General features: G+C 73.5%; 20 protein-coding genes, 8 tRNA genes and 1 riboswitch. Of the genes, 8 read left to right on the forward strand and 20 right to left on the reverse strand.

Annotated features, from left to right (window positions below):
• Positions 1 to 263 precede the first annotated feature (263 nt).
• The 3 genes from ACIA5A_RS19285 to ACIA5A_RS19295 all read left to right on the forward strand — a co-directional run bounded on the left by ACIA5A_RS19285 (position 264) and on the right by ACIA5A_RS19295 (position 3008).
• On the forward strand, positions 264 to 1184 hold the full coding sequence (locus ACIA5A_RS19285; RefSeq protein ID WP_396763831.1) for an alpha/beta fold hydrolase: 921 nt from the start codon (positions 264 to 266) through the stop codon (positions 1182 to 1184).
• A 79-nt stretch (positions 1185 to 1263) separates the two neighbouring features.
• Positions 1264 to 2205 carry an epimerase gene (locus ACIA5A_RS19290; RefSeq protein ID WP_396763834.1) on the forward strand — a complete coding sequence of 314 codons (942 nt, stop codon included), beginning with the start codon at positions 1264 to 1266 and terminating at the stop codon, positions 2203 to 2205.
• A gap of 59 nt (positions 2206 to 2264) precedes the next feature.
• A complete protein-coding gene (locus ACIA5A_RS19295) occupies positions 2265 to 3008 on the forward strand; it encodes a phosphotransferase (RefSeq protein WP_396763837.1) in 744 nt (247 codons plus the stop codon).
• 24 nt (positions 3009 to 3032) lie between these two features.
• Here the strand turns inward: ACIA5A_RS19295 and ACIA5A_RS19300 are convergent, their stop codons facing one another.
• From ACIA5A_RS19300 to ACIA5A_RS19310, 3 genes are all read right to left on the reverse strand, one after another.
• Positions 3033 to 3806 (reverse strand): hypothetical protein, encoded by a 774-nt coding sequence (locus tag ACIA5A_RS19300; protein WP_396763840.1) that lies wholly within the window; start codon positions 3804 to 3806, stop codon positions 3033 to 3035.
• A 199-nt stretch (positions 3807 to 4005) separates the two neighbouring features.
• The gene (locus ACIA5A_RS19305) at positions 4006 to 4242 is read right to left on the reverse strand and encodes a cellulose binding domain-containing protein (protein ID WP_396764213.1); all 237 of its coding nucleotides are present in this window, start codon (positions 4240 to 4242) and stop codon (positions 4006 to 4008) included.
• A 92-nt stretch (positions 4243 to 4334) separates the two neighbouring features.
• Entirely contained in the window at positions 4335 to 5060 is a 726-nt protein-coding gene (locus tag ACIA5A_RS19310) for a sulfite exporter TauE/SafE family protein (protein ID WP_396763843.1), read from the reverse strand.
• 184 nt (positions 5061 to 5244) lie between these two features.
• Between ACIA5A_RS19310 and ACIA5A_RS19315 the strand changes: the two genes are divergently transcribed.
• Positions 5245 to 5853 (forward strand): DedA family protein, encoded by a 609-nt coding sequence (locus ACIA5A_RS19315; RefSeq protein WP_396763846.1) that lies wholly within the window; start codon positions 5245 to 5247, stop codon positions 5851 to 5853.
• A 91-nt stretch (positions 5854 to 5944) separates the two neighbouring features.
• On the opposite strand, the gene ACIA5A_RS19320 is transcribed toward ACIA5A_RS19315, so the two are convergent.
• The 12 genes from ACIA5A_RS19320 to ACIA5A_RS19375 form a co-directional block, all read right to left on the reverse strand.
• Positions 5945 to 6017: transfer RNA gene (locus tag ACIA5A_RS19320), tRNA-Arg, on the reverse strand.
• 1 nt (position 6018) lies between these two features.
• Positions 6019 to 6094: transfer RNA gene (locus ACIA5A_RS19325), tRNA-Ala, on the reverse strand.
• A 5-nt stretch (positions 6095 to 6099) separates the two neighbouring features.
• A tRNA-Leu gene (locus ACIA5A_RS19330) sits at positions 6100 to 6173 on the reverse strand.
• A gap of 10 nt (positions 6174 to 6183) precedes the next feature.
• Positions 6184 to 6263 (reverse strand) — tRNA-Met (locus tag ACIA5A_RS19335).
• A gap of 4 nt (positions 6264 to 6267) precedes the next feature.
• A tRNA-Leu gene (locus tag ACIA5A_RS19340) sits at positions 6268 to 6343 on the reverse strand.
• Between the two features lie 7 nt (positions 6344 to 6350).
• Positions 6351 to 6422 (reverse strand) — tRNA-Gln (locus tag ACIA5A_RS19345).
• 35 nt (positions 6423 to 6457) lie between these two features.
• A tRNA-Glu gene (locus ACIA5A_RS19350) sits at positions 6458 to 6530 on the reverse strand.
• Between the two features lie 98 nt (positions 6531 to 6628).
• Positions 6629 to 6701, reverse strand: a tRNA-Trp gene (locus ACIA5A_RS19355).
• 73 nt (positions 6702 to 6774) lie between these two features.
• Positions 6775 to 6906: a hypothetical protein gene (locus ACIA5A_RS19360; RefSeq protein ID WP_396763849.1), complete on the reverse strand. Its 132-nt coding sequence runs from the start codon at positions 6904 to 6906 to the stop codon at positions 6775 to 6777.
• Between the two features lie 98 nt (positions 6907 to 7004).
• Positions 7005 to 7766 (reverse strand): SDR family oxidoreductase, encoded by a 762-nt coding sequence (locus tag ACIA5A_RS19365; protein ID WP_396763851.1) that lies wholly within the window; start codon positions 7764 to 7766, stop codon positions 7005 to 7007.
• Positions 7763 to 8788 carry a zinc-binding dehydrogenase gene (locus ACIA5A_RS19370; protein WP_396763854.1) on the reverse strand — a complete coding sequence of 342 codons (1026 nt, stop codon included), beginning with the start codon at positions 8786 to 8788 and terminating at the stop codon, positions 7763 to 7765. The genes ACIA5A_RS19365 and ACIA5A_RS19370 overlap by 4 nt, the downstream gene beginning before the upstream one ends.
• Positions 8789 to 8835: 47 nt before the next feature.
• The gene (locus ACIA5A_RS19375; protein ID WP_396763857.1) at positions 8836 to 9684 is read right to left on the reverse strand and encodes an amidohydrolase family protein; all 849 of its coding nucleotides are present in this window, start codon (positions 9682 to 9684) and stop codon (positions 8836 to 8838) included.
• A gap of 341 nt (positions 9685 to 10025) precedes the next feature.
• Between ACIA5A_RS19375 and ACIA5A_RS19380 the strand changes: the two genes are divergently transcribed.
• A complete protein-coding gene (locus tag ACIA5A_RS19380) occupies positions 10026 to 10730 on the forward strand; it encodes a FadR/GntR family transcriptional regulator (protein WP_396763860.1) in 705 nt (234 codons plus the stop codon).
• 12 nt (positions 10731 to 10742) lie between these two features.
• On the opposite strand, the gene ACIA5A_RS19385 is transcribed toward ACIA5A_RS19380, so the two are convergent.
• The 4 genes from ACIA5A_RS19385 to ACIA5A_RS19400 form a co-directional block, all read right to left on the reverse strand.
• Entirely contained in the window at positions 10743 to 11711 is a 969-nt protein-coding gene (locus ACIA5A_RS19385) for an aldo/keto reductase (protein WP_396763863.1), read from the reverse strand.
• Between the two features lie 153 nt (positions 11712 to 11864).
• Positions 11865 to 12488 (reverse strand): LysE family translocator, encoded by a 624-nt coding sequence (locus tag ACIA5A_RS19390; protein WP_396763866.1) that lies wholly within the window; start codon positions 12486 to 12488, stop codon positions 11865 to 11867.
• Positions 12489 to 12491: 3 nt separating this feature from the next.
• Positions 12492 to 13004 (reverse strand): acyl-CoA thioesterase, encoded by a 513-nt coding sequence (locus ACIA5A_RS19395; protein ID WP_396763869.1) that lies wholly within the window; start codon positions 13002 to 13004, stop codon positions 12492 to 12494.
• A 126-nt stretch (positions 13005 to 13130) separates the two neighbouring features.
• Positions 13131 to 13345: riboswitch (cobalamin riboswitch) on the reverse strand.
• 75 nt (positions 13346 to 13420) lie between these two features.
• The gene (locus ACIA5A_RS19400) at positions 13421 to 14695 is read right to left on the reverse strand and encodes a hypothetical protein (protein ID WP_396763872.1); all 1275 of its coding nucleotides are present in this window, start codon (positions 14693 to 14695) and stop codon (positions 13421 to 13423) included.
• A 480-nt stretch (positions 14696 to 15175) separates the two neighbouring features.
• Between ACIA5A_RS19400 and ACIA5A_RS19405 the strand changes: the two genes are divergently transcribed.
• Both ACIA5A_RS19405 and ACIA5A_RS19410 read left to right on the forward strand, forming a co-directional pair.
• Positions 15176 to 15847: a phosphotransferase gene (locus ACIA5A_RS19405; RefSeq protein WP_396764216.1), complete on the forward strand. Its 672-nt coding sequence runs from the start codon at positions 15176 to 15178 to the stop codon at positions 15845 to 15847.
• 214 nt (positions 15848 to 16061) lie between these two features.
• The gene (locus tag ACIA5A_RS19410; RefSeq protein WP_396763875.1) at positions 16062 to 17165 is read left to right on the forward strand and encodes an FUSC family protein; all 1104 of its coding nucleotides are present in this window, start codon (positions 16062 to 16064) and stop codon (positions 17163 to 17165) included.
• Positions 17166 to 17345: 180 nt separating this feature from the next.
• On the opposite strand, the gene ACIA5A_RS19415 is transcribed toward ACIA5A_RS19410, so the two are convergent.
• Complete coding sequence (locus tag ACIA5A_RS19415) at positions 17346 to 17861, reverse strand: isochorismatase family protein (RefSeq protein WP_396763878.1); 516 nt, start codon at positions 17859 to 17861, stop codon at positions 17346 to 17348.
• A gap of 441 nt (positions 17862 to 18302) precedes the next feature.
• Between ACIA5A_RS19415 and ACIA5A_RS19420 the strand changes: the two genes are divergently transcribed.
• Positions 18303 to 19064, forward strand: coding sequence for a DUF6928 family protein (locus tag ACIA5A_RS19420; RefSeq protein WP_396763881.1), 762 nt, complete (start codon positions 18303 to 18305; stop codon positions 19062 to 19064).
• Positions 19065 to 19127: the final 63 nt, after the last annotated feature.

A 19127-nucleotide genomic window follows, 5' to 3' on the forward strand; every position in this document is an offset into this window, starting at 1 on the left:
TCCGATGCCTCAAACGCTACGTCGCCCGCGAGCTCTACCAGATCATCACCTCAAACGATCTTAAACTCGCCGCTTGACATCCATAGGAGCATCCCCGCGACGGTCCGCTCCCTTTCCCGCCCGGTCCCTCGGCGGGCCGGTCCGGGCTCGGCATCCTAGCCGCCGCGCCGGGCCGGAGCCGCACCTCGACCGAACCGCCGACGGGGCTCCGCGTGCCGCCCTAGCGTGCAGGCAGCGCGGGACGAGCACGAGGAGCAGCGGGGATGAACCAGGCCACCGACCCGGCGACTTTCGCCGCCGGCCTGCGCCGCGTCGACGCGGGGGCGCTCGACATCGGGTACGTCGACGCCGGTCCCCCGCGCGGCCCGGTGGTGGTGCTGCTGCACGGCTGGCCGTACGACATCCACAGCTTCGCCGAGGTCGTGCCGCTGCTGACCGCGGCCGGCCGGCGGGTGCTCGTGCCGTTTCTGCGCGGTCACGGCGCGACCCGGTTCCGCTCCGCCGACACCGTGCGCAACGGTCAACCCGCCGCGCTGGCCCACGACACGGTGGCGTTCCTGGACGCCCTCGGCGTGGACACGGCGACCCTTGCCGGGTTCGACTGGGGCGCCCGCACGGCCGACGTCGTCGCCGCCCTGCTCCCCGAGCGCTGCACCGGGCTGGTGTCGGTCAGCGGCTACTTGATCGCGAGCCAGGCGTCCGGCCGCGTGCCGTTGGCCCCGGCGGCGGAGCTCTCCTGGTGGTACCAGTTCTACTTCGCCACCGACCGGGGCCGCGACGGCTACGCGGGTCACCGCCGCGACTTCGCCCGGCTGATCTGGCGTACCGCGTCGCCGCGTTGGGCGTTCGACGAGGCGACGTTCGCGCGCAGCGCCGCGGCCCTGGACAACCCGGACCACGTGGACGTCGTGATCCACAACTACCGGTGGCGGCTCGGCCTCGCCACCGGCGAGCCGCGCTACGACGAGTGGGAGGCAAGGCTCGCCGACGGTCCGGACATCGGCGTGCCCACCATCACGTTGGAGGGCGACGCCAACGGCGCGCCGCACCTCGACCCCTCGTCGTACGCGACCCGCTTCACCGGCCGCTACCAGCACCGGACGGTCGGCGGCGGCGTCGGTCACAACCTGCCGCAGGAGGCGCCCCGGCAGTTCGCCGACGCGGTGCTGCAGGTCGGCGACTGAGCACTCCGCTTGACCAGGCCCGCGCCGCGCCATACGGTGAAGTTGAACGTGTTCAAATACCGGTGCGGTGCGGAGGACCATGAAGATCGTCATTCCCGGTGGCACCGGGCAGGTCGGCACGATCCTGGACCGGGCGCTGACCGCCGAGGGCCACGACGTGGTGGTGCTGACCCGCACGCCGAGGGGCGAGCGCCAGGTCCACTGGGACGGTCGCACGCTCGGCGACTGGGCCGGGCGGATCGACGGCAGCGACGTGGTCGTCAGCCTCGCCGGGCGCAGCGTGAGCTGCCGCTACACCCCGCAGAACCTCGAGGCCATGATGCGCTCGAGGGTGGACTCGGCACGGGTCGTCGGCGAGGCCGTCGCCCGGGCCGCCCGACCGCCCCGGGTGTGGATGCAGATGAGCACCGCGACGATCTACGCGCACCGCTTCGATGCCGCCAACGACGAGCACGACGGCCTGATCGGCGGCGACGAGCGGGGCGTCCCCGGCTACTGGGCCTACAGCGTCGAGATCGCCCGCAACTGGGAGGCCGCGCAGGAGCGGGCGACGACGCCGCACACCCGCAGGCTCGCGCTGCGATCGGCCATGGTGATGAGCCCCGACCGTGGCGGCGTGTTCGACGTGCTGAGCCGGCTCGCGCGACTCGGGCTCGGCGGGCCGGTGGCCGGGGGCCGGCAGTACGTCTCCTGGATCCACGACCACGACTTCGTCCGCGCCGTCCGGTTCCTGATCGACCGCGACGACCTCGCCGGCGCCGTCAACCTGGCGGCGCCGAACCCGCTGCCGCAGCGGGAGTTCATGCGTGAGCTACGGTCCGCCTGGCGGGTGCCGGTCGGCCTGCCGGCGACCCGGTGGATGGCGGAGGTCGGGGCGTTCGCCATCCGGTCCGACACCGAGCTGCTGCTGAAGAGTCGACGCGTCGTCCCCGGCCGGCTCACCGACGCCGGATTCACGTTCCGCCGTCCGCGGTGGCGGGACGCGGCCGTCGACCTGACGGCGCGGCGTCGCCGCGCCTAGCCCTGCCGCCCGCGACAATTGCGGCGACGTCGGCAGCCGTTTCCGCGATGATGGCCGGCATGGACGCCGACGGGGTCGAGGTGGTGGTCGCCCACAGCGAGCGCGCGACCCTGCGCGTCGGCGACGTGTTCGTGAAGGTCGACGCGGACCGGGCCCGCCTGGAGGTCGAGGTGGAGGCGATGGCCAGGGCGCCGGTGCCCACTCCCCAGGTCCGGTGGCACAATCCGCCCGCGCTGGCGCTCGCCGCGCTCCCGGGGACCGCGCTCGGCCGCCTCAGCAAGCCCTCCACCGCCTCACCTGCCGCGTGGGCGGCGGCGGGCGCGGCCGTCCGGACGCTGCACGACGCGCCGCTGCCGCCGTGGCCCGGACGCGACCGCGACGAGTTGGCGTCGGGCCTGGCCGACGAGTGCGAATGGCTCGTCGCCCACGACGTCCTTCCCGCCGAGGTGGTCACCCGCAACCGCCGGCTCGCCGAGACGGCGCTGCGCCCGTGGACGCCGGTGTTCATCCACGGCGACCTCCAGGTCGACCACGTCTTCGTCGCCGGCGACGAGGTCACCGGCATCCTCGACTGGTCCGAGGCGTCCCGCGGCGACGCGCACTTCGACCTCGCCATCCTCACGCTCGGGCACCCGGAGCACCTCGGCGACGTCATCGCCGGTTACGGCGCCGACGTCGACCGTGACCTGGTCCGTGCCTGGTGGTCGCTGCGATGCCTGACGAACGTCCGCTGGCTGGCCGAGCACGGCTACGGCTCGCCGGACGACTTTCCCGAGGTGGCCGTGCTGCGCTCGCAGCCCTGAGGCGGCACACCGACGCACTCGGGGTCAGCAGCCGAGCCGCCTGGTCGACAGGGCGATGTCGTCGATCCAGAGGTCGAACCGGCCGGGCGTCGTGCCACCCTGGTAGAGCTGCCAGCCGATCTTCACGGTGTCGACGGTCGGCAGCACGAAGGGTACGTCGTTGCCGCCGTGCTCGGTGGTGGAGGCGGTCAGCTCCGGGTTGGCCACGCCGTCGATCCACACCGCGACGCGGTTGTCCCGCGCGTCGAGCGTCCACTCGACGCACTGCCAGGTGTCCTCGGTGACCGGGGCGGACTCCCGCCAGTCGGTCCAGTCGCCGGTCGGGCCGCCGTCGGCGCCGATGCCCCAGAAGGTGCCGGGGACGGTGGGCGCGTACTGGCCGCCGACCGGGCGCACAACCTCCGCGCTGCCGGCGCCGGTCGCCTCCACAAGCGTGAAGTGCGCCCAGTCCGGGGCGGTGGGGAAGGCGTCCACGCGCAGCCGCATCCGTCCGTAGAGGCGGCTGCCCGGCGCGGCGAGGTCGTCGACCCGCAGGAAGGCGCGTCCGTTGTCGACGGTGTGGACGTGCAGCACCCGGTTGCCGTGGCGCCCCCGCTCGACGGTGAGCGTGCCGTGGCGGGTGTCGACTCCCCAGTTCAGGGAGCTCGGCCCGCCGGCGGGCAGGCGCTCGAAGTCCTCGCAGAAGAGCAGGCCGGGCCGGCACGAGCGCGGCGCGGCGTCCGACGCGCCGGCCGGGACGCTGCCGGTCGCGGCGCCGAGGAGCAGTGCGGCGGTGCACACCGCGAGCAAAGTACGCATGGTCGTCCTCCACGACGGCCGGCCCCCGTCACGCGGATCGGGCCGGCGGAAACCCTCCGGGCGGCCGCGGCGACCCGAGCCGACCGGGCCCGGTCGCGACCACCTCTGACATTGATGAACATCATTGCATATCGGATGCGGCCGGCCGGGCCCGGAAACGGTGGCTCCGGGCCCGGCCTGCTATTGGACGTGGACGGGGTCAGGGACTGGTGCAGGAGGGGCCGCCGGGCGGGGCGTCGCTGCCGCCGTTGACCAGGAAGCCGAAGGTGGTCGAGGCGTTCACGCCGAGCGTGCCGTTGTAATCCGCGTAGCGCACGCTCACCGCCGCGCTGGTGCCGGGGCTGACCCCGGTCCAGACGTTGGCGAGGGACTGCCCACCGGCCAGCGTCAGTCGTACCGTCCAGCCGGCGAGCGTGGCGGAGCCGTTGTTGGCGATTCACCTAGCAGCGAACGTCTCGTCGTGGACGGGCGTACCCGACGCACGCCGCGTTGCGGCACCGGGGCTGCGCCCGAGGCCGGGCGGCCGGCTCAGAACCCGACCAGGAACAGCAGGCCGGCGACGACCAGGCCGCCCTCCACGAGCGCGACGAACACCCGGTCGCTGATCCGGCCCACCGTCCGGCGGCCGGCCCACGCGCCCAGCAACGTCGCGGGGGTCAACGCCAGCCCGAACAGCAGCACGCGGCGGTCGAGCAACGCGCCGGCGCCGTACGCGGCGATCTTCGCGCCGTGCATCGTCAGCGCGCTCGCCGCCTCGGTGCCGATGTAGGCGGCGCGCGCCAACCCGTACGCCAGGAAGAACGGCGCGGTAAGCGGGCCCACCGACCCGAGCAACGCCGAGCCCAGCCCGGAGGCCGCGCCGACGACGCCGAACGTCCGTTCGGTCGGCCGCCGAGGGCGCGTCCGGCGTCGCCGCCGGACGACCACCACGATCAGCAGCACCCCCAGCAGCCGCTTGAGCGGTCCCGCCGGGGCCTGCGCCAGCGCCAGCCCGCCCAACACGGCGGTGGGCAGCGCGCCGAGCGCGAACCAGCGCACCAGCGGCCAGTCCACCTCCCGCCGGTTGAGCCAGACCCGTGAGCCGTTGCTCCACACCTGGGTCAGGGTCAGCACCGGCACGGCCGTCCGCAGTCCGAACAACGCGGTGAACACCGGCAGCAACAGCACGCCCCCACCGAAGCCGGCCACCGCGGACAGCCACGCCGTCGCGAACGCCGCCACCGACGCCACCGCGACGGTCTCCACCACGCCCACCGCCGCACCCCTCCCTGCTCGGCGATCCGCCCGCCGGCGCGGCACGGGAGCGACGGCCACTTTCGTGGCCGGCACCGGGCATGCTGCTCACCGTGGCGGGAAACCATCTCATCGTGTCGCCGGTGCACGCGCCTCGCCCCCACCCCGACCGGGCGGCGACGACCGGGACAGCCGTGGTGGACCGGTGAGCCCGTTCCGCGTCCTCACCGACCTGGTGGGCACCTACGGCTATCCGGGCGTCGCCCTGCTCGTCGGCGTGGAAGGCTTCGGCGTGCCCGCTCCCGGGCAGTCCGCGATCGTCCTCGCCGCCGGATACGCCGCCCACGGCAGGCTGAGCGTCGTCGGCGTGGCGGCCACCGCGTTCCTGGCCGCCGTGCTCGGCGACAGCATCGGCTACCTGATCGGCCGCTACGGGGGTCGCCGGCTCGTCCTGCGCCACGGTCGCCGCCTGGGCCTCGGCCCGGAGCGCTTCGCCCGCCTGGAGGGGGTGATGAGCCGGCAGGGCCCGAAGCTGGTCGCCGCCGCCCGTTTCGTCGACGGCCTGCGGCAGTTCAACGGCGTCGTCGCCGGCACCACAGGCATGCCGTGGCGGCGTTTCGTGACGTACAACGCGCTCGGCGCCGCCGCCTGGGTCGGCCTCTGGACCGCCGGCGGATACCTGGCCGGTGACCACCTGCGCACGCTCCTGGTGGACCTGCACCGGTTCGCGTGGTATCTGATCGCCGCCGCGGTCGTCCTCACGCTGGCCTACCTCGGACGGCGGCTGACCCGCCGCGCGGACCGGGTCCGGTAGCCCCACCGATCGGGCGACGCCGGAACGAAGGTCTGGGGGCCTGCCCATGACCGGACGCGCGTCTGTGTGCCGCCCCGAGCGGCAGGTGTCGTGCCCCCGGCGCGATTCGAACGCGCGACCCCTGGATTCGTAGTCCAGTGCTCTGTCCGCTGAGCCACGGGGGCATGGTGGAGTCGGGCGGAGTCGAACCGCCGGCCTCTTCGATGCGAGCGAAGCGCTCTCCCACCTGAGCTACGACCCCATGCGTACCCGGAGCGCGATTCGAACGCGCACTGTCCCCGCCCTGAACGGGGTGCCTCCTGCCGTTGGGCTACCCGGGCATGTCCTGCGTGCCGACGCCCGGTCTCGAACCGGGGTCCTCTCCCTCTCCGTCATGAGCGGAGCGCTCCGACCATCTGAGCTACGTCGGCGAGTTGGTGCCCTCGGCGCGGGTCGAACGCGCACTGGCGACGTCCTCAACGTCGTGCCTCTGCCGTTGGGCTACGAGGGCATCGGTGCTTCCGGGCCAGGATTCGAACCCAGCTCTCCGCATCCAGAATGCGGCGTCCTACCGAATGGACGACCCGGAAAGGGTGGTCACCACGACCGCGTGGCGTTTCCTGCGTAGGCCGTACGGGATTCGAACCCGCAACCTTCCGGCTGAGAACCGGATGAGCTGCCCGTTGCTCCAACGGCCCGGGAGGCCGGCCGGGTGAGAGCCGGCCGGCGGTCTTCCATGCCATCCGCTGTGGAGTTGAGAATCGACGACACCTCCGGCCACGGCCGGGCCGGAACGCAGGGGTGGCAGGGTTCGAACCTGCAACCGTCGGCTTTGGAGGCCGGTGCTCTTCCGGTTGAGCTACGCCCCTCTGAGGTGGGTGGGACAACGAAAGAGCCGCCCGGTCCCGGTCGGGGTGGGCGGCTCGTCAGCTTCCGCTGGCGCTATTCGCGCCGCCACCCCGGCTTCCAGTTCTGCTCGGTCGCGCACCGGCCGCCGGCTCGCCCGAGCAGGCGCAGCGCGACACCGCCGCGCGGCATGAGCCGCGTGGTTTCGGTGCGGGTGTGCTGCGACACGGGAAGCTCCTCGGTTCGTTCCATCTGGCCTGGTGAGTAAACGGTAGAGGGCGGCGGCCGCGGACGGCAACGGATATTCCGTGGGGACGCGAGTCGGCTCAGCGGCCCAGCCACCCACCATCGACGACGAGGACGGTGCCGTGGACGTAGGCGGCGGCGTCGGAGGCCAGGAAGACCGTGGCCCCGGCCAGGTCCTCGGGTCGCCCCCACCGGCCCGCCGGGATGCGCTCCAGGATCGCCCGGTTGCGGTCCGCCTGCTCCCGCAGGGCCCGGGTGTTGTCGGTGGCGATGTAACCGGGCGCGACGGCGTTGACGTTGACGCCCCGGCCGGCCCACTCGTTGGCCAGCGCCCGGGTCACCCCGGCGATCGCCGACTTCGCCGCGGCGTACCCGACGACGTTGATCCCGCCCTGGAAGCTCAGCATGGAGGCGGTGAAGATGATCTTCCCGCTGCCCCGGGCGACCATCCGCCGACCGACCTCCCGGGCGAGCACGAACGGCGCGGTCAGGTCGACCTGCACCACCTCGTCCCAGTCGGCGTCGGGGTGCTCGGCGGCCGGCGACCGCCGGATGGTGCCGGCGTTGTTGACCAGGATGTCCACCGGGCGCGGGCCGCCGGACAGCGCCGCGGCCAGCTCGGCCACCGCCGGGCGGTCGGCCAGGTCCACCCGGTACGGCGTGAACGTGCGCCCCCGGGCCTCGACCCGCCGGGCCACCTCGCTGCCCTCGCGTTCCAGGGTGGCGCTGACGCCGATGACGTCCGCCCCGGCGCCGGCGAGCGCCTCGGCCATCGCCAGCCCGATGCCGCGCCGGCATCCGGTCACCACGGCCAGCCTGCCGGTCAGGTCGAACATGCTCATCGGTCGCCACCGCAGTCGATCAGGATCTTGACCACGCCGCCGCGCTCCAGCGCGTCGAACGCCCCGGCGACGTCCCGCAGCGGCACGACCTCGGAGATGAGGTCCTCCGCCGGAACCTCGCCGGCCGCGAGCAGGCGGACCGCCTCGGTGAAGTCGCCGCGCCGGTAGACGCGGGCGCCGACGATCTCCAGCTCGCGCCAGAAGACCCGGTGCAGGTCCACCTCGCGGGGTGTCGGGTGGATGCCGACCACCACGAGGCGTCCGCGCACCGCGAGCAGGCCGGTGGCGGTGCGCACACCGCCCGCCGACCCGGAGACCTCGAACACCACTGCCGCGCCGGCCCCGCCGGACTGGTCGTCGACGACGTCCACCGGCTCGGTCTCGGCCGGGTCGACCACGGTGAAGCCGAGCCCGGCCGCGACGGCCCGCCGGTGCGGATCGAGTTCGACCAGGACCACCCGCGCCCCGCGGGTTCGGGCGACGCAGGCGATCAGCAGGCCGACCGGGCCGGCGCCGATCACCACCGCGTGTTCGCCGGCCGCCAGCCGGGACCGGCGTACGTCGTGCACCGCCACCGCGATCGGTTCGATCAGCGCCGCGTGTCGCAGGGAGAGCCCTTCGGGCAGCGACACGAGAGTCTCGGCGGGAACCGTCCAGGACCCCTGCATGGCGCCCGGCGAGTCGATGCCGAGGAAGGTGAGCCGGTGGCAGACGTGCTGGTGCCCGGCGCGGCACGCCGGGCAGTCGCCGCACCAGACAAGCGGCATCACGGTCACCGCGTCGCCGACCCGCCAGCCGGTGACGCCGGCGCCCGACTCGGCGATCCGGCCGGACATCTCGTGCCCGATGACGGCCGGGACGGACACCCGGTGGTCCATCGCGCCGTGCCGCACGTGCAGGTCGGTGCCGCAGATGCCGGTGTAGGCGACGACGACCCGGACCTCGCCGGGCCCGGGTGGCACCGCCGGTCGGTCCTCGACGGTGAAGGTACGGTTGCCGACATACAGCGCGGCCTGGGTCATGTCGTTCCGCCTCCGCTCGGGGCCTGACTTTCCGCGTCTCCGCCTGTTCAGATCGCGAGCCGGTACACGCGTACCGCGGTGCCGGCGAAGATCTCGTCGCGTTCGGCCGCGGACAGCGGCGGCAGCGCCGCGCCCAGCGCGTCGCGAACCACCCGGTAGTCGGCGACGAGCAGGCAGACCGGCCAGTCGGAGCCGAACATGAGCCGCGACGCCCCGAAGGTCTCCACGGCCACGGCCACGAAGGGCCGCAGCGCGGTGACCGTCCAGCCCGGCCCGGCCTCGGTCACCAGGCCGGACAGCTTGGCGGTCACGTTGGGGCCGGCGGCGAGCGCCGCCAGGTCGGCCGACCAGCCGGCGAGCCCGGCGGCGCCGGCCCGGATGCGTGGCTTGCCCAGGTGGTCCAGGACGAGCGGCACCTGCGGCAGGTCCCGGGCCACGCGGGCCGCGGCGGGGAGCTGGTCGGCCCGGATCACCAGGTCGAAGACCAGTCCGGCGTCGGCCACCGCGGCCAGCCCCCGGCGGACGTCCGGGCGGTCCAGGTAGTCCGGGTCGGGTTCGCCCTGCACCTGCGAGCGGATGCCCACCAGCAGCTCGCCGCCGCGCATCCGCCGGTAGTCGGCGAGGGTGTCCGGCAGGTCGGGGTCGGTGACGTCCGCCCAGGCCACGACGCCGGCGATCGGCTCGGTGTCGGCCGCGTAGGCGAGGAACTCGGAGGCTTCGTCGCGGTGGCAGCGTCCGCCCTCCACCAGCACCGTGTGGCGTACGCCCGCGGCGTCGACCGCGGCGCACAGGTCCGGCGGGGTGAACGGGCGGCGGATGACGGCCAGGTCGGGGGCGTCGAGCCAGGTGTAGCCGCGCTCGGGTCGCCACAGGTGGTGGTGCGCGTCGACGATCAAGGCCTCTCCCTGCACGTGTCGGGCCGGTTCGCTCAGGCGGTCGCGGCCGGGACGAAGTGCTCGTGCAGGTGGTCGACGTATGGCCCGGTCCGCCCGGCTACCGCATGGGTCGGCGTCCGCTCCGGCGCCCCGCCCCCGCACGCTCAGGCTGAGCAGGGACACCCGCCACGACCAGAGATCTGATGTCTTTATAGACGAATCCCTCGTCGATGTCTAGAGACAGACTTCGATCAGGTTACGCACCCGGCCCACTCGCGCCCCCGGCGGCGCCGACCCCTGACGCATGGACGTGCGGAGATATGATGTCTGTCGGGGCAGGGCGCCGGGGCGAGGGAGGGCGCGTGGCACTGACCGACGAGGCCATCGCGAAGATCAGGCAGATGATCCAGTCCGGCGAGCTGCCCCCGGGCGCCCGACTGCCCCCGGAACCCCAGCTCGCGGTCCAGATCGGACTCTCCCGCAGCGGCGTACGGGAAGCGGTCAAGGCGTTGGAGTCGGCGCGCGTGCTCGACGTCCGACGCGGCGACGGCACCTACGTCACCAGCCTCGCGCCCCGACTGCTGCTGGAAGGCGTCGGCCTCGCCGTCGAACTCCTGCGCGACGACACCCTGCTGGAGGTCATGGAAGTGCGCCGGCTGCTGGAACCGGCCGCCACCGGCCTGGCCGCCGCCCGCCTCACCGACGCTCACCTCGACGAGCTGGCGCAACTCCTGGAGGACATGCGGACCGCCGCCGAGGACGCCGAGAAGCTGATCCGGTACGACACCGCCTTCCACCGCACGGTCATCGCGGCCACCGGCAACGAGACGCTCACCTCACTGCTCGACGGGCTCTCCGGCCGCACCGTGCGAGCCCGGGTCTGGCGTGGCCTCATCGAGGGCAACGCGGCACACGTCACGCTCGGCGAGCACCAGGCGATCTACCGCGCGCTGCGCGCCCGTGACCAGACACTCGCCCAGGCGACAGCGCTGCTGCACGTCAACACCTCCGAGTCCTGGCTCCGCACGATCCTGGCCGCCACCGACGGCGACGGCCGGTCGGACTGACCGGCGCCGGGGTCACGACTCGACCAGTCCCTGCGCGACGAGGTCCGTCCAGAGCGACTCCGGCACCGGGGCGGCGGCGCAGGCCGCGTTCCGCCGCACCTGCGCCGGGCTCTTCGCGCCGAGCACCACAGTCGCGACGGCGGGATGCCGCGCGACGAACGCCATCGCGGCCTGCGGCAGGGTCACGCCGTGCGCGCGGCACACCTCGGCGACGCGCAGCGCCCGCGCGTGCAGGGCCGGTGGGATCGGCCCGTAGTCGTAGGTCCGCCCGGGCGGGTCGGTGGCGAGCACGCCGCTGTTGAACACCCCGGCGGCGAGCACCCCCACCCCCCGTTCGAGGCAGCGGGGCAGCATCGTCCGGCCGGCGGACTGGTCGAGCAGCGTGTACCGCCCGGCCAGCATGACGGTGTCCACGTCGGTGTCGGCGACGAACCGCTCCAGCATCCGCCACTGGTTCATGCCCACCCCGATCGCCCCGACCACGCCCTGTGCCCGCAGCTCGTGCAACGCCGGGTACGCCTGCTCGACGGCCTCCCGCCAGTGCTCGTCGGGGTCGTGGATCAGCGCCACGTCCACCCGGTCCAGGCGCAGGCGGGTCAGGCTGGACTCCAACGACCGGCGTACCCCGTCGGCGCTGAAGTCCCAGCGGCGCACGTGGTCGGCGGGCACGTCGAACCCGCCCGCGTCGTCGCGCCGGCCGGCGGTGGCCGGGGACGGGACCAGGAGGCGGCCGACCTTGGTGGAGACGGTGAACGCGGCCCGGGGCCGCCCGGCCAGCGCCGCCCCGAGGCGGCGCTCGGAGAGCCCGAGGCCGTAGTGCGGGGCGGTGTCGAAGTAGCGGATGCCAGCACGCCACGCGGCGTCGACCGCGCCGCGGGCCTCCTCGTCGGTGACGCCGCCGTTGAGGTTGCCGATGCCGGACGCGCCGAAGCCGACCGACGTGACCCGGACCGTCGAGCCGCCCAACCGGGTGATCTCCACTGGCGCTCCTCAGGTCGCGACCGCTCGTTCACCACCCCTGGAACATCCGATGTCTGTCAGGGTAACCGTGGCACGAGGACGATTCCGAGCCGAAGAGCGGGCCGGCGGTCCGACCTGGACCGCCCCGCCGCCGTGGACACCACCCGCCCGCGGCTAGCCCAGGGCGAGGCGGATGCCGAGGGCCACGAACGCGACCGCGCAGAGCCGGTTGATCCGCCGCGACCACCGCCGGTCCGCCAGCCTGCCGGCGAGCCGGCCGGCGCCCACGCCGAGAGTGATGTCCACGGCGAGCTGCACGGCGACGAACAGGGCGCCGAGCAGGACGAGCTGCGCCGTCGCGTCGCCGGCCCCCGGATCGACGAACTGCGGCAGGAACGCCACGCTGAACAGGATCATCTTGGGGTTGAGCAGGTTCGTCACCAGACCGCGCAGGAAGGCCCGGCCGGGCGACGCGCCACGGTCCGGACCGGTGACGGCGACCGGATCGCGGTGGCGCGCGGCCCGGACCCCCAACCCGATCAGGTACGCGGCCCCGGCCCACCGGATCGCGGTGAACAACGTCGGCGACGCGCTGATCACGGTGGCCAGTCCCCCGACCACCGCCGCCACGTGCACGGCCTCCCCCGCGGCGACGCCCAGCGCGGCGACGACGCCGGACCGGGTGCCGTAGCGGGTGGCGTTGGCCAGCACGAACATCATGTCCGGACCGGGGGTGACCATGAGGACGACGATCGCGGCGAGATAGCCGGCGAGGGTCGCCACGGACAGTCCGAGCATCGCTCAGCCCTCCCCGGCGCCGTCGAGCAGCGCCCGCCGCAGCGACAGCCGGTGCTCCCGCCGGATCCGCGCCTCCCGGTAGCGCCGCCGGTCCCCGTCGGTCTCCGGCAGCAGCGGCGGTACCGGGCGGGGATCGCCGCGATCGTCCACGGCCACCATCACCAGATGCGCCGTCGCCACGTCGACCGGCGGCACCGCCCGGTCCCAGCGGTCCGCGCGGACCTTCACCGCCACCTCCATGGAGCTGCGGCCGGCCCAGGTGATCCGGGCGTCGACGTGGACCGCGTCGCCCACCCGGACCGCACGCAGGAACGCGGTCTCGTCGATGGCGGCGGTGACCGCCGGGCCGTCGGAGTGGCGCGCGGCGACCACCCCGGCGACCGAGTCGATCAGGTTGAGGATCCGGCCGCCGTGCACCGTACCCATCAGGTTGGTGTGGTGCTGGTCCATGATCTGCGACAGGGTCAGGCGCGACGCCGACGGTGGTCGGCCGGCGAGCGTGATGGTGTCGGGCACTGTGCGGGTCCGTCCTCGATGCGGCGGACCGCCGACCGGAGGGCACGCGTCGAGGGCACGCCGACGGATCGCGTACGACGTGTCACCCGCCCGGACCCACCCGCGAGGTCGACGGCAGCGCGCACCGGTGGTGCGCGCGACGCGGGCAGGTCTTCGGACTCGCGGGCCGGACCGGGTTCGGTCGCCTACTGGCCGTCGCTTCCCAGACCGTTACGGGCCCAGTGCTGATGACGGCGGTCGTTCCCACTCACCGCTGCGGGGCAGTCCCGGACTTCCACCGGGTTCCCTCTTACGACACCCGGCCGTCGCCGACCGGGTGAACCAGCGCTGCGGCCATCGTAGTCAGTGCTCGGGGCGCGGGTGGCGGGCCGGGTGGGTGACGGCGGTCTCGTCGGTGACCGGGCCGCCGGAGCGGGTCAGGCGGTCGGCCTCTCGTCCTCGGGGGTCACCAGGACCATCCGGCGACGTCGGGCGGCGAGGAACAGGACCGCACCGGCCGCCAGCGCCGTGACCCCGATTCCGCCGATCAGCCCGGCCTGCGGACCGGTGACCGGCAACCCGCCGTCACCGCCACCGGCGCCGCCGTTGCCGGTACCGCTGTCGCCGCCATGGCCACCATCGCCGCTATCGCCGTCGCCGCCGCCGGCCTTCGCGGCCAGCACCACGGCGAAGCCGTCCCGGTTGTCGCCGGGGTCCACGTCGGGCGCCGGTGCGGCCACCGCGTTCGCGGGCAGCCGGGTGCGCACGGGCGTGGAGCGCTCGTTCGTCGGCCGCTCGGCGAGGCCCTCCACCCGCACGGTCCCGCCGCCCACCGTCGCCGGCGCGGTGGCCGACGCCGGGGTCGTCACCAGGTTGAACAGCTCGACCGCCGAGTAGACCGTGTCGTTCGGGTCGGTGTCCTCGACGGCCGGCACGAGGGTGAGGTCCGGATAGGAGCAGACCGCCGAGCGCCCGGCGTCGCCGAGCACACACTGGCTCGGCGGGCTGGTGAAGGCCACGCCCCGGGGCAGGCGCAGCGTGACCCGCACCCCGCTGACCGCCGTGCGGCCCTGGTTGGCGACGGTGTGCCACACCGCGCCCGTCTCACCGGGGTTCAGCGTCCCGGTGGGCTCGGGCCTGCCGCCGGCGCCGACGCGCACGGACTGCTTCACGTCGCGGGCGACCACCGAGAGGTCGGCGCCGCGGTTGTCGACAAGCGTCAGCGGGAAGGATCTGGTGTTGTCGGCCGGATTCGCGTCCTTGTCCGACCCGAGGGTGACCGACACCTCGAATGTGCCCTGGTAGGGCCCGGCGGCCCCGAAGACGGCCGCGTCGATGGGAACGTCGGCGGTCTCGCCCGGCCCGGGGATCAGCTCCGGCACCAGTTGGCAGTAGAACCCCCCGAAGTCGCCGTCGCACTCCCCCACACCGCCGCCGGCATGCCAGATCAGGGCGACCGGCAGGGGGTCGGGGCCCTCCGCCGGCTGACGGACCCGGACGACGACCTCGCGCGGGGTCGCGTCCCCCCGGTTGCTGACCTTGAGCTGGACGACCTTCCGCTCGACGCCCAGCGGGATCGTCGTTCCGGAGGCGTCGACCGTGAGGTCCGGGCCCCGCTTCGCCGCCGCGGCGGGAACGGCGGGAACGGCCACGCCGGCGACGAGGACCAGCGCGGCGGCGACAGTTCGCGACAGCCGACGACGAACGCTCATGACAGCACCCTTCGGGACACGCGGACGGTGTGGACGAGAACACTATCGGCAATCGGCCCACGTCGGTGTCCCGCTGCCGCACGACGAGCTCGCCCGTCCTGCGGAGTGACCGCCGGCGGCTCGGGTACACCATTGTTCGGCAGAGCTGTCGGCGGTGACGACGACTGCACCGATCGGAGGCGGGCGGGTGTCCGAGGCGGACCGGGGCAGGGTGACCGGTGGGGCGCGACCGCGTACGGCTTCGGGGATCGATCCCGAGGTGTGCGCGCGGTGGCGGCTGACGCCCGGGCCGGTGCTCGCGGACCGGTCGAGCGGCACCTGGGAAGCCACCCGGGACGGCGCCGCGACGATCGTGAAGTACTTCGACGACGCGACCTGTCCCGACTGGCGCTACCTGCTGCGAGTCATGGCCGCGGTGCGGGAGTCGGGCTGGCCCACCCCGGAACCGGTCGAGGAGCCGCTGATCGACGCGCACGGCGCGTGGGTGCTGTTCCGCCGGCTACCCGGACGATCCGCTCTGCCCGCCGGGCCGGACCGGTCCGCCGAGCGGCGCGCCCGTGGGCGGTTGCTGGCGGAGTTCCACGCGACCGCGGCGGCCACCGGCATCGACGATCAGCGCGGCGGCTTCTCCGCGCCCGCCGAGGTCGTCGCCGACCCCGAGTTGGCACGCCTGCTGCGGCGCCACGAGATGGCGAACCCGGATCAGGGGGCGTGCTGCGGCGCTGCCGCGAAGCGGCGGCGACGTGGTTCGCCGAGCATCCTGACCCGGATGTGCCGCGCAGCGTCATCCACGGTGACTTCACGCCGTGGAAGCTGCTGTTCGCCGGCGGGCGGCTGACCGGCCTGCTCGACTTCGAGGCCACCCACCACACGTTCCAGGTGGCCGACTTCGCGCTGCCGTGGCGCGGACACCAGGACGACGTGCTGCGCGGGTACGACGAGGTGCGGGCCCTGTCGGAGCTCGAGTGGCACCTCGTGCAGCCGACCTACTGGGCGTGGCTGCTCCTCGGCGTCAAGGACGCGCTGGCCGCACACGACCGCGCCGGCCCCGGTGGGCACGAACCGCCGAACCTGCGGTGGCAGGTCGCCCACGCCCGCAGGCATTCTCCGCTGATCGCCGCCCGGACCGGCACGACACCGCCATGGTCGTGACCCTGGCGCGACGGCCGGCGGTGCGCGAGGACTCGTCGGGGCGTGCCGGGGGCTGAGGAACCGCGCCAGGCGCCCCATCCGCTCGGCGGGCTCACCCAGGCCGATGTCGCCGGCCACCGGGGTGATTGAGCAGGTCACGGGCGGGGTAGTGGCCCTCCCCGAAGATCAGTAGGCGGCCGGTGCCCAGTCCGCCCCGGCACGAGGGGTACCACCGGTGCGGAACTGGGGACACGACGCCGTCGCGCGGTTACGCGGCGACGGGATGACCGTTGTCGAGCTGACCGTCGCCGCCGCGGTCGCCTGGATCCTGGCGGCGGTGGTGATCCGCCACCCGGATCCGTTCTACGCCCCGACCGCCGCGCTCGTCGTGCTCGGCGAGTCCCGCGGTCGACGGCTGCGGCAGACCGTCGAGATCCTGCTCGCGGTGGCCGCCGCCGTGCTCGTCGCGGAACTGCTGGTGTACGCGCTGGGCCCGGGCACCGGCACGGTCCTGCTGGTGCTGGTGCTGACGACCACGACGCTCGTCGTCATCGGGGCCCGCCGGGCCCTGGTCGTGCAGGCCACCGTCTCGGCCATGTACCTCGTCGTGGTCGCCGCGCCGCACGGGACGCTGATGCCGTTCCGCTTCGTCGACGCGCTCGTCGGCGGCGCGGTGGCGCTGGCCGCCACCCAGCTCATGGCCGCCCGCGATCCGCTGGCCCCGCTGGTGGCGCAGGCCCGGCGCAGCTACAGCGACCTGGCCGACCTGCTGGAGGAGGTGAGCACGGCGCTGCGGGGTTGCGACGAGGACGCCGCCCGCGCCGCGCTGGACCAGGCCCGGCAGGTCGACGACTGCGTCGCCGAGATGCAGGCCGCCCTGCTCGCCACCGGTGAGACGCTCCGGCTCGGACTGCGCCGCCGGCACCTGGGCAAGCTCGTCGAGGTGGAGGCCACGTTTCGGCAGCTCGACTACGCCGCCCGCAACATCCGGGTGCTGGCCCGGGCCGGCGTGACCCTGACCCGCCGGCACACCGCCACCCCGCCGGAGCTGGCCGCCGCGATCGGCGCGCTGACCGCCGCCGTACGCTCCGCCGGGGAGGCGCTGGCCTCCGACCTCAGCGGCGCCGACGCCGACCGGCACGCGCAGCAGGCCGACGCGGCGGCCCTGGAGGCGGTCGGGATCGCCGCGGGTCTGCTGCGAACCGATCCTCCGCTGCCGGTCACGATGATCGTCGGTCAGATCCGGGCGACGGCGATCGACCTGCTGCGCGGCGTCGGCCACGACGACGTGACGGTGCTGGACCGGGTGGACGAGGCGCTCGGCCTGAGCCGGGCCTGACGCGGCGTCGCCCCCGAACTCCGGCGGTGTCGGCTCACTGCCGGCCTGCCACTGCCTCGCTGCCGCATGGGATGCCAGGTGACGCGCGGCGGCGGCTTGGACCTAGCTGCAGGTCGGCGGAGCGTGAGCGCACGGATCTGAAGAGATGAGGATGCGGCACGGCCACCCGGCCGGCATCGATCACAGCTGAGCCAACACGTGTTCGGTGTTGCTCACGTCCCCGAACCGGGGCAGCACCACGGTAAGCGCGTGTTCATGTTCGCTCGCCGTCATACCGCTCATCGCGTCGGCGGCGAACACCACCCGGAACCCGTGGTCGCTGGCCGCCCGCGCGGTCGACTCGACGCCCATCGTCGTGGCCAGCCCGACCATGACGACAGTGTCGATGTCGCGTTCACGCAGCCGATCGGCCAGGTCGGTGCCATAGAAGGCGCCCACCGTTCGTTTCACCACCACGACGTCGCCTTCCTGCGGTTCCATCTCCGGTACGAATCCGCTGCCGGGCGGCTGTTCGGCGACGTTCGGGCGTTCCACCCGCACCAACACCACCGTGCCACCGACCCGCCGGAAAGCAGCGGCCAGTCTGGCCGCCCGAGTCACCACATCGACGCCGCTGTGCGGGCCCAGATCCTGTTCCACGATACGTGGCATGAGATCCACGACGATCAGGGCGGTTCGTGTGGCGACGAGCGTCATCATCGGGAGCATACGGGGTGCTGACCGATTGTCCGGGCACTGACCTGCGGCCGACCGGGCGTCACGGCGCGTGACGAGCGGCCGGTGCAGCGAAGAATGGGGGTTGCGCGCGTTCGTCAGGTGCCGAACCCGCCGCACAGGTGGTACAGGCTCGTAACCGGTCCCAAGATCCAGCCAGCCACGAAGCCAGACGATGACCCACGGCCGAGCCCCGCCGCGAACCTCCCACCGGCATCCAAGTCCGCATTCGTACCGCATCGGAGATCAGTCGGCGGACGACTGTCGCGCATCACCCGACGGAGGCAGGCCGGCTGCAGGCCGCGTCGGGTCTCAGGACCTTGGTTGCAGATCGGTCTCAGGACGTCTGTGACACCTTCGGCTAGACGATCATGTCCGCCAGTTGTCATGCGGGGGGCCTGGCACAGAACTGGGAGGTGCGACGTGGGCGCGAAGACAGCGCTGCTGGCGTTTACCGACGGCGACATCCGTCCGGCGCTGCGTGGCGCCAAGAGGTCGGAGCGAGCCGAGGCCGAGGCGTCGGTGCGTCGAGTCCACCCCGGCTACGTCGTCGAACCCGCCGATGACAACACGTTGCTCGATGGCACGTATCCGCCAGATGACCTGATGTACGCCACCGTCCTGGCCGGGGCCGAGCTGTTGTGCGACCGACGGCTCGTGCTCGATCGCCCATCCCAGCTACCGGAGCACCTGCGCCGAGCTGGAGCGGGCCGGCGAATCATCATGCACGGGATGCACTCGGTCGTGGACTGGCTCGGTTTTGCGGTGTGGGAGGACGGGGTTCTGATCCGATCGCTGAGCCTGTCGCCGGACGGCGGCATCCAGGAGAGCATCGGCGAGCCGTACGACTTCGAACTGCCGTACTGGGCCGGTGAGCATCCCGTCGAGCCCGTACCAGGCTGGCACAACCAGGACCCCTACCCGCTGCCGTTTCATCCCCTCGACCTCGGCGAGGAAGCGTTGCGTGCGCTGTTCGGCTTCATCATCGAGGGCCTTCCCTCCCCCGACGACATCGACGCCGACTCTGTCCATCTACACGGCTTTCGCGTGACCGACCCGTCCGGCGAGGAACGGGCCGCCCGTGAGGCCGCCTACGCGGAGGCACTGCGGAACATGGGACCCCCGCGGAGGTACCGCCTGGGACCGGACGGAACGATGCACGAGGTCAGCCCCGACCGCTCCTGATCCGCCTACCCGCGTAAGCAGGAGTGTCACGCGGCGCCGGCGTGCTCTCGTGCGGCTCCAGCT

This window comes from Micromonospora sp. NPDC051300, assembly GCF_044455315.1.
In the GTDB taxonomy this organism is placed as follows: domain Bacteria; phylum Actinomycetota; class Actinomycetes; order Mycobacteriales; family Micromonosporaceae; genus Micromonospora; species Micromonospora robiginosa.

Bases quoted from the DNA above. Each gene is read 5' to 3' on its own strand.
- ACIA5A_RS19285 (WP_396763831.1), top strand. From the start codon at position 264: ATGAACCAGGCCACCGACCCGGCGACTTTCGCCGCCGGCCTGCGCCGC.
- ACIA5A_RS19290 (WP_396763834.1), top strand. From the start codon at position 1,264: ATGAAGATCGTCATTCCCGGTGGCACCGGGCAGGTCGGCACGATCCTG.
- ACIA5A_RS19295 (WP_396763837.1), top strand. From the start codon at position 2,265: ATGGACGCCGACGGGGTCGAGGTGGTGGTCGCCCACAGCGAGCGCGCG.
- ACIA5A_RS19300 (WP_396763840.1), bottom strand. From the start codon at position 3,806: ATGCGTACTTTGCTCGCGGTGTGCACCGCCGCACTGCTCCTCGGCGCC.
- ACIA5A_RS19365 (WP_396763851.1), bottom strand. From the start codon at position 7,766: ATGAGCATGTTCGACCTGACCGGCAGGCTGGCCGTGGTGACCGGATGC.
- ACIA5A_RS19370 (WP_396763854.1), bottom strand. From the start codon at position 8,788: ATGACCCAGGCCGCGCTGTATGTCGGCAACCGTACCTTCACCGTCGAG.
- ACIA5A_RS19390 (WP_396763866.1), bottom strand. From the start codon at position 12,488: ATGCTCGGACTGTCCGTGGCGACCCTCGCCGGCTATCTCGCCGCGATC.
- ACIA5A_RS19400 (WP_396763872.1), bottom strand. From the start codon at position 14,695: ATGAGCGTTCGTCGTCGGCTGTCGCGAACTGTCGCCGCCGCGCTGGTC.
- ACIA5A_RS19415 (WP_396763878.1), bottom strand. From the start codon at position 17,861: ATGACGCTCGTCGCCACACGAACCGCCCTGATCGTCGTGGATCTCATG.